This window comes from Paenibacillus sp. FSL R7-0204, from assembly GCF_038002225.1.
Taxonomy (GTDB): Bacteria; Bacillota; Bacilli; order Paenibacillales; family Paenibacillaceae; genus Paenibacillus_AQ.
This window is the reverse complement of the sequence record NZ_JBBOCA010000001.1, coordinates 538,697-551,964: the sequence shown is the minus strand read 5'-3', so window position 1 is coordinate 551,964 and position 13,268 is coordinate 538,697. Positions and strand designations below refer to the sequence as shown.

At 54.1% G+C, this 13,268-nt stretch carries 12 protein-coding genes; all 12 read right to left on the bottom strand.

Features of this window, described 5'->3' with window-relative positions:
• Window positions 1-194: 194 nt before the first annotated feature.
• Window positions 195-1,049, bottom strand: a complete 855-nt coding sequence (locus MKX42_RS02625; protein ID WP_076081509.1) for a diguanylate cyclase domain-containing protein — start codon at window positions 1,047-1,049, stop codon at window positions 195-197.
• Complete coding sequence (locus MKX42_RS02620) at window positions 1,046-3,133, bottom strand: cellulose biosynthesis cyclic di-GMP-binding regulatory protein BcsB (protein WP_340751018.1); 2,088 nt, start codon at window positions 3,131-3,133, stop codon at window positions 1,046-1,048. Before MKX42_RS02620 ends, MKX42_RS02625 begins: the two co-directional genes overlap by 4 nt.
• Window positions 3,134-3,175: 42 nt before the next feature.
• Window positions 3,176-4,426, bottom strand: coding sequence for a glycosyltransferase family 2 protein (locus MKX42_RS02615; RefSeq protein ID WP_340751016.1), 1,251 nt, complete (start codon window positions 4,424-4,426; stop codon window positions 3,176-3,178).
• Between the two features lie 34 nt (window positions 4,427-4,460).
• Complete coding sequence (locus tag MKX42_RS02610; protein ID WP_340751015.1) at window positions 4,461-6,017, bottom strand: hypothetical protein; 1,557 nt, start codon at window positions 6,015-6,017, stop codon at window positions 4,461-4,463.
• Window positions 6,014-7,561, bottom strand: coding sequence for a glycan biosynthesis hexose transferase WsfD (gene wsfD, locus MKX42_RS02605; protein WP_340751013.1), 1,548 nt, complete (start codon window positions 7,559-7,561; stop codon window positions 6,014-6,016). The genes MKX42_RS02610 and wsfD overlap by 4 nt, the downstream gene beginning before the upstream one ends.
• 23 nt (window positions 7,562-7,584) lie before the next feature.
• Window positions 7,585-8,745, bottom strand: coding sequence for a hypothetical protein (locus MKX42_RS02600; protein WP_340751011.1), 1,161 nt, complete (start codon window positions 8,743-8,745; stop codon window positions 7,585-7,587).
• A gap of 188 nt (window positions 8,746-8,933) precedes the next feature.
• The gene (locus tag MKX42_RS02595) at window positions 8,934-9,953 is read right to left on the bottom strand and encodes a potassium channel protein (protein WP_340751009.1); all 1,020 of its coding nucleotides are present in this window, start codon (window positions 9,951-9,953) and stop codon (window positions 8,934-8,936) included.
• Between the two features lie 89 nt (window positions 9,954-10,042).
• Window positions 10,043-10,435 (bottom strand): DUF350 domain-containing protein, encoded by a 393-nt coding sequence (locus MKX42_RS02590; protein ID WP_340751007.1) that lies wholly within the window; start codon window positions 10,433-10,435, stop codon window positions 10,043-10,045.
• Complete coding sequence (locus tag MKX42_RS02585) at window positions 10,432-11,085, bottom strand: signal peptide protein (protein ID WP_340751005.1); 654 nt, start codon at window positions 11,083-11,085, stop codon at window positions 10,432-10,434. Before MKX42_RS02585 ends, MKX42_RS02590 begins: the two co-directional genes overlap by 4 nt.
• Window positions 11,072-12,295, bottom strand: a complete 1,224-nt coding sequence (locus MKX42_RS02580) for a glutathionylspermidine synthase family protein (protein WP_340751003.1) — start codon at window positions 12,293-12,295, stop codon at window positions 11,072-11,074. Before MKX42_RS02580 ends, MKX42_RS02585 begins: the two co-directional genes overlap by 14 nt.
• Complete coding sequence (locus MKX42_RS02575) at window positions 12,292-12,978, bottom strand: hypothetical protein (RefSeq protein WP_340751002.1); 687 nt, start codon at window positions 12,976-12,978, stop codon at window positions 12,292-12,294. The genes MKX42_RS02580 and MKX42_RS02575 overlap by 4 nt, the downstream gene beginning before the upstream one ends.
• Before the next feature lie 29 nt (window positions 12,979-13,007).
• Window positions 13,008-13,226, bottom strand: coding sequence for a hypothetical protein (locus MKX42_RS02570; protein WP_036691939.1), 219 nt, complete (start codon window positions 13,224-13,226; stop codon window positions 13,008-13,010).
• Between the last annotated feature and the right edge of the window lie 42 nt (window positions 13,227-13,268).

Genomic DNA, 13,268 nt, shown 5'->3' with positions numbered 1-13,268 from the left:
CAAAGGGAGATGCGTAAATCTTCCGATTTTTACACGCCATACTATCATAAGTGAAATGAGCCGCTGAGTCAAGAGCCTGTCCTAGAGCGATTTCACCATTCCGCCGTCGATCAGCAGGGACTGTCCCCTCAAGACCCAAATCCATCGTCCAGTCCTCCTGTCAGATTGGTTGCAGGACTTCCTGCTCCCACTCATTATACATCGTATTCCAGTTCCTTTTTGGCCTGGACAATGAAATCCAGCGGATTCTCGATGGTGTCCGCCGCATATTCCACCGCACCGATCTTCAGCCCCAAGGTGACCTTGTACTTGCCGGAGAACTCTGAGTCATTCAGCTCCTGCAGCCGCTGTTTGATCCGCTCAATGACAATCTTGGCCCCTTCCCGGTCCGTGAAGAGCAGAAGGCCCCAGGTAGCATCCTCCTTGTCCAGCAGATACAGCGCATCATTGGTACGAATGCTCGACTGGCTGAGCTGGGAGACATCATAGATGGCTTCGGACAGCTGCTCTTCCGGGATCAGTCGGCGGATTTCATTCCAGTACTTCACCTTCACCACAAGCAGCGTCAGCGGGATTTTATAACGGACCGAGATGCCGGTGAACAGACTGGCGTCCTTCTGAAAAGAAATACTGTTGCGCAGATCCGTATTCTCATCCACCGCAGCCAGATTATTCGTACGCTTCAGCAGCCGTTCATTCTCCGCCTGCAGCTCGCGGGTGCTTGAGGTGAAGACCCACAGCACCACCGTAAGCAGCGGGGTCATAATCAGCCAGAAATACGTCTCTACACCGATCGATGCGCCCTGCGATACCGTCTGATAGACCACGAAGAAGCCGTAGCCGAAGACAAACGCCAGATTTAGCGTCAGTCCCGCCGTGACCGTGGTGAAATACGTGACCAGCGCCAGGATGAACGATACATTCAGAATAATAATGTTCTGGACGTAGTTATCCGGTGAGCCCGCGATATATACGATGCAGGCGAAGATCAGAACCAGAAAGGCCAGGAAGCCCAGATCCGAGGTTAGACTGCTGCGGTTACGTCTCACGCTTGATCACCACGTTTCTTCTTATGTTTGCGCAGCATCAGAATCAGCGCCACGACCACCAGCGTCACGATCATCACCGCTGCGGTCACGAAGCCCAGTACATCGCTGCGCTCCATCACCCGCGAGACCAGAGAGTCCGGCTTGGCGCCGGAGACCGTCTTGAAGCGGTAGGCATTTACCGTGCCGTCCTTATCCGCTATAACGCCGTCACCGTACACCCTCCACCTGTCCTTCTCGCTCCCGATCAGCTTGGAGACTACGAAGTAGCTTTCAGAGCTGACCGCAGTGACCGCAAGCAGGCCGCGTCCGCTCTCATAAGGGGATTCCAGGAGCTGGAGCGTGCCGATGGCGGCTCCGTACTGCTCGTCCAGGGCGATTTTCTCATTGGAGAGGAGGGCCAGACCGTCTTTGTTATACTTGAAAAAGAGCTTGCCGTTGTTGTCACGGATCACCTTATTATTCTTATAGCTCCCGATCGCAATAATATTGTTGTCCTTCAGGTTATCCGCTGTTGCGTTATCGCTGTAAAAGTGGACATCGCCGGTATTTCCTCCGGCAAACTGCCCGAGCATATTGAAGACATTCCCGAGGCTCCGGTAGGTGTAGTCATCCTTCTCCTTCGGCAGTACCACCGCCACACGGTTGAAGATGCCGTCCCGCAGGAACGGATAAGGGTAATTGCTCAGCAGGAGGTCGGTGCGGTCCTTCGTGTTCAGGCGCATCAGTGATTCCTTGCTGATATAGGCCCACGGCATCTGCTCCTTGTTCGGTGTACAGAGCATGCTGGCAAGCTCCAGATCGAAGGCCACCGTCACGGTGAAGTTGCCGGAGATATTCAGGCTCTGCGGCACATTCAGATTCAGCACATCGCCGTTCGCCAGCTCCTTCGTCAGCTTCTTGCTGCCGATGGGCGTATTATTGATGCTCACCGTCACCAGGGAACGGTTGAAGTCCAGATTCGCCGCATACCGGAAATCCAGGCTGATTCTGCCGTCATCCGCAATGGAGCGGTTGGACGGGAGGGAGACGAAATACGTCTGCTCCTGATGATTCGGCCCGGTGAGCTTGTCCCCTGTTTCCGTGAACGTAATGTTCGAGCTGATGGCCGGCGCAGGATTCACTACATCGGTAGCATTAGTAACAACCTTCAGATCCTTGCGGAGCTGGCTCATCAGCTCCCGGCTGGCCATCAGCCGTCCGGCCTTGATCAGCAGGCTCTCGTCCCTCGAGGTCACCACCAGCGTAGGCAGGGAATCCTTGTTCACCAGCTGAATAACCGCATGGGTGCCAAGGTCGTCCGCCGTACTTACCAGCTTCTTCACTCGTTCCGGCAGATGATCATACGTAGCTACCAGCACTACTGCACTCTTGTCTTTGACGGTATCCTCGCGGTAAGGCAGCAGCGGAATGGTTCTGTCGTTCAGCGTGTTGCCTTTGGCGAATCCCGAGAGGGCGTAGGTAGCGCTCTCAAGCTCAGCCCCGCTGGCATTTTGCGGCACGGCGAGCAGGCTTTGTTCATTTTTTACCGTATCCATTCCTGAGAATCTGGCACTGAAATCCTGAATGCCTCCAGTAATGGGCTTCGGCGTATAATTCACAGCAATATTCGAGGTGTTGAACAGATGCAGCCAGCTGTCCTGCATATCATCGATATTGCACAGCTCATAGCCGCCTGTCGTGGTTCTTAAGCTCCCCTGTATCCTTAGCGTGTTACTCCCCTTCGTCAGGAACCCTTTGGGCGCTTCCACGCTCAGGCTCTGCTGCCCGTTATTATCCAGGGACGGCCGGAAGGAATAGAACGGAATGCCGTTCAGCGACAGTGTTACGCTCGACAGCGTATCCTCACTGATCTGTGAGGTCTGGAATTGCAGATTGATCATCACTTTATCCACATTCCAATAATCCATGACTGTGAAGAACTGCTGCTGGGAGCTTGCGCCCCTCAGCGAGACATCGCTGCCCGTGAACAGCGTCTCATACGTTGCTCCGGCTTCACCGGGAAGCACCGCCGCCTGCGCCGCAGGGATTTGAACCAGGAAGAGGGAGAGGCAGAGCAGCACTGTTAGGATCTGTTTTTTCATCATGTTCCGTATCTCCTGACATCTTATTTCTGGACCTCCGGCGCACTAGTAACGCTCGGTTTTGTACCACTTGGCTTCCCGTTTGAAAATAACGTCTTTGAAATAGTTGTACAGCCCGTAAGCGGCCACTACCATCCAGAGCTGGCAATACGATACGTACATCAGCAGAATGATCCACAGGTTCGACAGGCTCATCTCGCCCTTCTCTGTGGTCAGGGTAACGAAGATCCCCACCACGAACAGCACAATGGCGAGCAGCCACAGGAAACTGCTGAGTCCGGCGATGGTCGTATGTACATACCCCATGGCATGCAGCACGAGCAGAATATCGGAGGTGACCAGCGAAATCAGCAGCAGAAAGTAGATCGAGACATAATACAGAATATCGAAGCGGATCTTCGCCGCCTTCCGGTCGATGAGGAGCGGAAGGTTCTTCACAATGACATAGATGTTGCCCTTCGCCCAGCGTGTCCGCTGCTTGAACCATACCTTCACCGTCTGCGGCTCCTGCTCCCAGGTGACCGACTTCGGCTGGAACTTGATCCGGTAGCCCATCATATAGATGCGGAAGCTGATCTCCGTATCCTCGGCAATCGCCTTCACATCCCAGCCGCCGATGCTCTCGACAATGCTCCGGCGCATAATGAAGTTCGTTCCCGGGATTGTACAGAGCTTGAACAGCTTCCAGCGCCCCGCCTGCGCCATCCACTGGAAGGACAGGGTCTCGATATTAATGAACCGGGTCAGCAGGCTGGCATCCCGGTTGCGGGTTCTGAACTTGCCGATTACCGCCCCCAGGGAGGCATCATTCATAATCTCTGCCACCAGATATTTCAGCGCCGTGCGCTCCGGCGTATTATCGGCATCATAGATCGCAATCAGCTCCCCGCTGCTGCGGGTGAAGCCGATGTTGAGCGCATTGGATTTCCCTTTGCCGCCTGTGACGGCGTCTGTATTAATAATGATCAGATTGCGCAGCGGATTCCGCTCCCGGATAGCAGCCAGCAGCTCGGCGCTGTTGTCTGATGAATTATCGTTGATGACAATAATCTCATACCGGTCATGCGGGTAATCCAGCGCCAGCAGGGATTCCACGGTTTTGCTGATGACGACCCCCTCATTGTGAGCAGGAACCATAATCGTCACCATGGGATGCTCCCCGGTAATCTCCGGCACCGGTTCGTTTTCCGTTTGAATGTAGTATAGATACCCCGCTATAATCAGCATCACATTCACCAGCAGCAGGGACCAGATACAGATGACCGCGATCACCATCAATACGTCTGAGATCGTCATAGTATTCTCCTAAGCTCGCTATATTTTTCCCGAATCACTTGTTCAAATATTTCCTGCGGTACAGCCTGTAGCCAATTGTGAGCAGGCCGCCGAACAAGAGTAGCGCAGCGAAGATCACGATGATGAAGAATTGATTCTGTACGCTGAACAGCCTGTTGAAGCTGGTCGCCTGCTTCTCCTGATACTCGAAATCCACGGCGACCTTCCGCGGGGTATAATCCACATCCAGCGTGTTGCCGTCCACACGGACCACACCGTCAGCAGACTCAAGAATGTGCATATCCGTGCGGACCATATGCGCCTCCTGCTTATAGTCTGCGAAGGTATACCATTCCGCATTCAGATTCTGCATAAGTTCCTCCAGTCCTCGCGCATCCTCCGGCAGATCCAGCGTCACCGCCGTATTCAGCGGAAGCTCCGGCATCGCCTTGCCTGTTCTGCCAATTCCCTGCAGCAGCTCAGGGGGCAGACTGTACAGAGAGGAAGAGAAGGCCGCAGACGTATCAGTCTGCTCCATATAATGGGTCTCTTCATCCGGGAAAAGCACCGCCGAATTGAAGAATCCCATGCCTGCGGCGGAATACTCCTTGTCAAACGTCCAGTAGCTCTCGGCAGCAACGCCGAGCGGTGCCACGCCCCCCTCCGCCAGCACATTAATGAACTGATTCATCTTCCCGCGCAGGGACCGGTCATTCGAATTGATCGGCGGTCTGACCGCCGGGGCATTGACCACGATGCTGCCGTTGCGGGACTGGACGGCTCTGAGCGCCTCCAGATACCGCTTCATGGCGGGGAAATCGGTATTTGCGAATACCGGACGGACACTGGCGATGAAGGGGATACCGCTTCTATAGAGGCGGTCTGCCATCTGCTCCAGCAGATTCAGATCCGAGAAGGGATAGATCTCCTTGATGACCAGATACATCTGCGGCTCCGCAGTATAGTGCAGCCAATCCTTCAGCACATAAGCCGCTGCGATGGCTGTGAAATCGCCCTCCTTCAGATAAGGCAGGTAGGCGGAGCGGCCGCTGCTTACCGCAAACGGCACCTGTGCCCCCGCGTCTGACGACGACCACGTTCCATAAGAACGCTCCGCGGCCGAAGCGGTTATATAGGGCATCCCTTCGACCTCCAGCGGAATGCCGGTGAATCCGCCGATGGAGAGGCTTGCGCCCGCTCTATGCCATACCCCGGTCTTCAGCCGCAGCGTCTGCTGCATCCGGGCAGGCGGTCTATATCCAACATGCAGCATAGCCCCCTTATACCCGGCTGCCTCCTGAAGGTAGGCTTGATTCATAATCTCAAGCTCATCATTGTTAATCACAGTGATCACGCCGGAATAGCCCTTCATGCCGCCCGGCGCATAAGAGGAGATAGGCTTCAGCGTGACCTGTGCACTGTTGGCTGCAAGCAGCCGCTGCAGCTCGGCCACATTCCCTTCCTGGCCTGTATTCTTCGCCAGGCTGTCGAACAGCAGCAGAATCCGCTGTGCCGGAGCCGGAGAAGCGGCAGCGGATGCCGGCCCGGCAGAGGGCAGCAGATCACCCGCCAATACAATTAACAGCAGAATGACGATCCCTCTGCGTCTCACATGCCCACCCCTTTATTCAGTGCCGGATAATCCTTGAGCGGCCGTGCAGACGGCGCAGACGGCACCGATCTGCGTGAAGAGATACCGCGGCCGATTACACTGGCAGCCGTCTGGAAGATAATCAGATCGAAGGCTAGAGTGAACAGGAATTCATGCTTGGCAATATCCGCGTCACCCGCCCCGATAATGGAGACTACGATTCCCGACAGTCCGACCAGCATGGTCGCCAGAATCACAAGCAGACGCTGCATGCCCCGGAAATCCCGGGTCCGGATGGACCGGACGAACGATGGCATATAGACCCCAATCGTTACAGCCATCCAGAGAAGAATGAAGGCGAAGGGACGGGGAGCCAGCTTCTCCTTAAGCGTGCTGTACAAGCTGAAGAAATGGCTCTGCGCCCGGAACTCCTTACCTGCGGACTGCTCATAGTTACCCATAGCCGCCGGCTTAATTTTATAGGCACTCTCAGCAGCCGTATCCAGGATCGAGCCCAGCTCATTCGGGTGAGAAGCATAATAGGTCAGAATGGAGACGAAGCCGTAGCGGCTATAGAAATTTTTATCCAGCAGCTCGGATTTCACATCCACCGTCCCGTATTGGTCATAGTAGGTATTCTCTTTGAGAATCGCGTATTGTTCATTGATGCCAAATGAACCGAGCGCGATCTCCGGATTCTTGGATTCCATCAGCACCCCGCGCGTCATCGCATGATACTGGTTAATATTCACGAACTCTTTGGAGATATTAAGATACGTCGCAATTCCGGCGAACATCATCAGACCGGCCGACAGCAGTGTAACCCAGCGGAACAGCTTGTCCCGGCGGATCAGCACCAGCGGAATCGAGAGCAGGGAAATCACCATCCCCACCGGAGCATTCTGTTGCTTGGAGGTAGTCAGGATCAGGGTGCTGATCAACAGGATCGCCAGCATGGCATAATCGTTATATCTCTTCCGGTACAGCAGCAGCCAGGAGGCGAACACCAGAATCATGGTCACCATCACCAGGCTCTCGCCGAAGAAGGAGCTGAAATAGTTGGTGTAACCCGTATCCCCGAAGATGAACACCGCAAGTGCCGCGACTGCCATCCCCCGCTTAAGTGACATTTTCAGCGTGATCGCTTCAACCAGAAGGTAGACAGCTGCAACATACAGCAATGTGTAGATTGCAGCCTGGAAGCGGATATCGAAGACCTCGCGGCTGAAAAACAGCTTGTTCACGAATATCGCCAGCTTGATGAACAGAGACTGGGAGGAGACCACCATCGTGCTGTTCTCGTTGAAATATTGGAAGATTCCGAACTGCTTCACGAAATAGCCGAAGTACTGGCTGTCATAGTCCGGAGCATTGAAATACAGGCCGTTGCTATATATAATCCGGTAAAAGTCTCCGTTATCCGCCATGCCGATATAAGGGGAGGTAAACAGCGAAATAGCCGTCACCAGCAGCACACAGAACGCGGCGGCAAATGCCGGAGTAATCCGAAAGCCAGCTAACGTGATACCGGGCCGGGTGGATGTAAGCTCTAAGTTGTCTATCATTCCGATTCCCCTTTGTGGTTATATTATGGAGCCTTATAGGAATAAGCCAGCAGTGCCATGAGGTTGTCAAAAGAGTACGCCTGCCCGGAGGCAGGATCACCGAAACCGCCGTATAGCGGACTCAGAGGATCTGTCACCCTGAATTCATTCATCCGGTCCATACTGGACTGATAGAGCTCACCATCCTCCAGCACGGCTCCAATCATGGCTGTGAGCGCGTAGACCGCTGTTGAACGGATGTCATTAGCCGGCTTGCCCTCACGGGTATATTGTCCGAACAAAGTTCCCGCTGCGACCTGAGCTTTGATGTAGCTGATGCTTGCCGGCCGCTGACGGCCGGTCTCTGCCAGATGCAGAATAGTCAGCAGAGATTCGACAGAGTTGATGCCTTCAGAGCTGTACTGTCCACTCTTGTAATCGAAGCGGGTCTCATAGAATGGAAAAGAATCGGACAAATATCCCTCCTCCAAAATACCACTCATATTCTTCGACAAATTCTCTTGTGATTCGCTAGATATCGACAATTTCTGCAATACACTCAGATCAATATAACACAAAGTTACGAATCCGTTGACCAATTTCAAATAATTGTCATAGATGTCATAAATGTAACCTTTTTTAGTGTTGTTTTTATAGAAACGTTCTCCATATTTATCGGCTTCTCTGGTATATTCCGGCTGGTTAAAAGCCAGCCCTGCCTCATATAACGCTCCGATCATCCTTAGGTCATCCACCGCTGCATTCACGGGATAACGCTTCTGCTGCTTGGGACTGTAGCGGTAGCTGAAGCCTCCCTCCATATCGAAGGTTCTGCGGGCCGTCTCCCATTGCCGGTCGAACTGCTCCTGATTGCGGGTACGGACGGCAGTCTCCATTAGCAGAGATGCGGACTCGCTCAAAATTTCATGGCCGGTAGCCACCTCTGCCGATTCAGAGGTCTCCTTCAGATTCGTATATACACCATCGGGTCCTGTAAGCTGCGTATTTATGAAATTGAATAATTCCTGCTGTTCCAGTGTAGGCTCTAGCTGCGGCGCTTCATCCGGCCGTGTAGTCCCTGTAGGAGAGACTGCCGGAGTATAGCCGGGAGAGGATGGCGCTGGCGCGGCCTGATTACCGCTGCAGGAGGTTAGCAAGAGCAGCGACATCCCCAGAACAGCAGCCTTGCTATATCTGCTTCCCAATCGATCACATCCTTAAATGACAACTAACAATTAATTCATACTAATATAACGGTAATTATTGTCACATTATTTACTGTTTCTTCGAACATTATGTGTCAGTATCACATTTTTCTCCTTTTGTCCCAAAAAAAGAGCCGCTCCAGGTCTTAACGACCGGAACAGCTCCTATGAATACCTTGGTATTGTCTCTAGCTCTCTTTAATTCTCCGGTACGTAGCCTCATCGGCCACGATGTAGAGTCTGGCATCTGCCGGAATCGGCTGGCCAAGCTTACGGTTAATGCCCAGATCGCCGCGGTCGGACAGCAGGGTCGCCCCCTGGCGCAGCAGGTCCTGAAAGGCCTCCCCATAGGTTGTCCAGCCGCTGCGGCGGGGAATCTCATAGATATCATCCCCGTGCTCGCGGCTGAGCAGTTGGGTGATCACCTCAGAATTCCCCTCCTGCAGGGCAGAGCGGACGGCCAGTCTGGAGATCGCATCATGGGAGAGCACGAACTCGTTCACCTGCACATGCTTGAAGTTCTGAATGTTCTTCTCTTGCATAATCTCTACGGTTGTATGTACCTGCGGGGCAATCCGTTCAATGCTGGAAGCAATCAGCAGCGACTTGCCGTCGCTTAAGGAAGCCTCGTCGATCCGGGTGTCGCTGAACACAATCGCTGCTCTGGCGCTCCCGATATTCGCCTTCAGCAGAACGTCATCGCTTGCAGCATCGCCGCTGATGAAGTGGACCTGCTCCATAGATTCCAGCGGATGCCTTCCATTCTCATCGATAATGACCACTTTGCATTCCCTGTCGTAACAGAGAATCTCATCTACTGCCGCCTGTGTCTTGCGGTTCCAGTTAATCAGCACCACATGATTATGTCCGTGAAAGGTCAAGGTTCCGGCTCCTCTCCTGCGCTGCATCTCGCCCATGGCATCAATAATCTTGCCGATCACCAGACTGAGCAGACCAATGCCAAAGATATATAAGAAAATCGTAAACACCTTGCCGGTGACGGTAGCGGCGAAGTAATCGCCATACCCGACGGTAGCCATGGTGGTCATTACCCAATAAAAGGCGTTGAACCAGCTATGAAACGTATCCGGCTCCAGCAGGAAGGCGATGGTTGCGCTTAGAAGAATGAAGGCCAGAATAATAATGGCAATGGACTTCTTCTTGAGATGAAGCAGCTTGCCGGATAATTGGATTAGAAAATGCAACACTCATCCCTGCCTCCCGGGTGAATTGAGCCGGCGGGCAGCAGCCTGCGCTGAGTCCCTTGCGGGACACTGGCGCCGCCCGTCTGCCAAAACTAAATAATCAGACTGCTGACTGCGAAGGCCGTACCGATGAACACCATGCAGAGCATGACGCCGACCGCCGTATTCCCCTTCTCCAGCTGCTCTGAAATCCGGAAGCCGGGAGTGAACAGCTCGAAGATCCAGTAAGAGGCGATCAGGCAGACATAGCCCACCGCGAACCAGAGCATCATGAACCAGATGGAAGTATTCGTATAAGCCGCTACTCCAAGAATGACCGCCGTCGCCAGGAACTTGCCGCCGAACGCCAGCGCTACCGCCACATTCCCCTTCTTCAGCTCCTCCATATCCTTGAAGGGAGTCATGAGCGCAAAGATCACCATACCCAGCACTTGAAGCAGAACAATGGTCAGAATACTGACCACCAGATTAATTACGATCGTCATTTAGCCCACCCCCGAAATTTCGCATAGGCCGAATCATAGTCGGCGAAATCATGTACTTCCTCCAGCACCACAGAAGCTGTCTTCTGCTTCTCCAGCGCGGCGTAGCGCTTGTCGTCAATAGGCTGCTTGATCCGGTTGCCGGAAGGCAGCTCCAGCACTGCGAAATTTCTGGTTTTGCTCTGGTATTCCGTCTTGTACACGCCAACCAGGTCCACATCCGTTGTGATCGATACCTTGAGATTAGCCAGATCCTCCGTGGCCGCCTTCTGATCGGCGTAGGATTTAAGCGTCGTCCAGGCGGACAGCTTGATCTCATTCTTCTGGTCGGCATCTGTCACCAGCTCGGCGTCCATGAACTGAAGCGTCCAGATAGTGTCGCCTGTAGCATAATTCCCGTCGTTGGGGAGCAGCTCATTATCCGGCAATATAGTCATATCGCTGCCGACCAGATCGCCAACCTTGCCTTCCACCACCCGGTAATCCCACGGTACACGTGATACATTATCCGTTGTATTAGTACCCGTATGAAAGACACTGCTGCTATTCGCCGAACATGCACTCAGCACCATAACCGCCAGCAGCAGCAATGTAGTCAGCAGGGCACTCCGGGATCTGCGCCCGGCAGCATGCCCCTCTCTATCCTTGAACATCTTCAAGCCCCCTCACTCCTAGCGCGATAAAATGACTGGCATTGCCTGTAATCGGCCCGCCGGCCCGGCCAAGCAGCCCGCAGGGCGTTCCGTTAATGACGAACACGCCGGTCAGCAGGTGCAGCTCACCTTCCGCCGTCATGATCCGGGCCATTTCGGCCCTTTTCTGATAGACCACGGGGAAAAGCTGACTGCTGTCGTAGCCCTCCTCGTCCTCGATTTCAAGCGCGCCGCTGTCATCGAAGATCCGTACAGATCCGCCTTCACGGCCGAATACGGATTTGGATACAAAGCTCTCCGAGAAGACTGCCTTATTATAAGTCGGCAGGATGTACCGGGAGATGGCCTCGCGTTCCGGCTCTGTGAACAACAGGCCAAGCTCATACATTCCCCAGACAGCAGCCATCAGCCCCTTGGACTGGAGGATGATGCTATGCGGTCCGTTGAACAGCTGGAGCTTCCCGCTCTCAATGGCGTAAGCCAGAGCTTCGCCGCCTTCATCTACGGCCATCCACTCCTTCGGATACAGCGCGAACATCCGCTCTATGATCCGGTTCTCCCCGTCCTTGACCACACCCTCATCAATCCACAGATCCAGACAATCGACACAGCGGACTTCCAGTCCGCTATGCGCGGCGAGCGCCTCAATCGTTCCACTGTCCTCCTCATGGCTGCCATAATCCACACAGGCTACCGTGTCGGGCCGTTCCACGCTCCAGGCTGCGGCAAGCTGCTGCTTCATGGCTGCATTCGCGCTTCCGACGCCTGCTTCCGCGCAGATCCACGGCGTAGCAATGGAGGCTTCCACATAACCAGTCGGTGTATCCGCATTCAGCTCCAGCAGCTTGATCGTACCATCCCCTGCCACGGCAAAATCGAACCGGGCATACCGGCTGATCAGTCCCGGCTCCGGCAATGGACAATCATCCAGCATCTGCCACAGCACCGGAGGAATCCCCAGCAGGTCGTACAGGTCATGTCTGAGATGGACATAACGCACAGCCTTATCCAGAATCGCCCATAGTGCTGCGGCGGCTTCCCTCAATTCCTGATAGGTCTCGCTGCGCATCACAGCCACCGCATCCAGCCAGTATTCCTCGTCCTCCAGATCGGCCCAGGTGAAGCCCAGCTCATGCAGCCGCTCTACCCGGGGAGCGCGCTCCAGACCGGACTGGTCTATATATTCGAATACCTGCTCCGCCTGGATCATCCGCCGAACCCGCTCTTGCCGGAGCGCACCGAGCTTTTGCCCGAGCTTTTACTGGAGCCGGATTTGGATTTGCTCGAACCCAGCCCGCTGGAGGTGCCGCCGATGCCGCCCGATTTGGAAGAGGTATTCCTTCTGGTAATGGAGCCGGTGGATGAAGTTGAGGTCTTCGGCTTCACCACCGAGCCGGCCACCGGCTTGTTCTGGAATCGTCCGCTATTATAAGAGGGCGGCTTATAAGTATTGCGTGTACCGCCATAATAAGTAGGCCGGTCATTATACCAGCCTCTGGAAGAGTAGAACGAACCGCTATTGAAGAGCATGTGGTACAGAAGCACATCATCCCAGCCGAACCCCGAATTGTACCCGCCGTAATTGTTGATTACTGTCGTGCCGCCGGAGGTTACTGCCCCCTGCCCTTCCTGAACCTTCTCTTCCTGATCTTCCGGGTAAGGAATATTCCAGTCTACATTCTTATCGAAATATTGCTTAACTTCCTCGGTAGACCAGGAGACCAGCTTAGGCTCCTCGCCGCCGTTACCGCTTGCACCCGCGCTGCCGGGAATGAATAATGCGTTAGCCAGCAGCGCAATGCCGAGCGAGGTGGATAATACGCGGACTGGCTTGCCGTCCGGCGTGAACAGCCTGCTGATTGCGGGTTCTTTAGCACTTTCGTCTTTTTCCAACTTGGGACCTCCTTTCCTGTTATTCATCCTTAACCCTCCGTACGCATGGGAACCAGCAGAAGCTCCAGCTTCCCTTCATCCACATTCAGCCTTCCCTCTACCGCCTCGAACTCACGGCCGCCAACGACAATATAATTGACATGTTCCAGTGCCGTAACCATATTCATGCTCCAGACACGCTCTTCAATCATTTGCAGGTCGCCTTCAGGCAGCTTCTCGAACAGGATGACCTTCAACCCGTTATCCATTCCCACTCCATCTCCTCTTAAATATTCGTATGCTTCTGATAC

Excerpts from the sequence above, each read along its gene's own strand:
- MKX42_RS02620 (WP_340751018.1), bottom strand. The coding sequence starts at position 3,133 with ATGATGAAAAAACAGATCCTAACAGTGCTGCTCTGCCTCTCCCTCTTC.
- MKX42_RS02615 (WP_340751016.1), bottom strand. The coding sequence starts at position 4,426 with ATGACGATCTCAGACGTATTGATGGTGATCGCGGTCATCTGTATCTGG.
- wsfD (WP_340751013.1), bottom strand. The coding sequence starts at position 7,561 with ATGATAGACAACTTAGAGCTTACATCCACCCGGCCCGGTATCACGTTA.
- MKX42_RS02590 (WP_340751007.1), bottom strand. The coding sequence starts at position 10,435 with ATGACGATCGTAATTAATCTGGTGGTCAGTATTCTGACCATTGTTCTG.
- MKX42_RS02585 (WP_340751005.1), bottom strand. The coding sequence starts at position 11,085 with ATGTTCAAGGATAGAGAGGGGCATGCTGCCGGGCGCAGATCCCGGAGT.
- MKX42_RS02580 (WP_340751003.1), bottom strand. The coding sequence starts at position 12,295 with ATGATCCAGGCGGAGCAGGTATTCGAATATATAGACCAGTCCGGTCTG.
- MKX42_RS02570 (WP_036691939.1), bottom strand. The coding sequence starts at position 13,226 with ATGGATAACGGGTTGAAGGTCATCCTGTTCGAGAAGCTGCCTGAAGGC.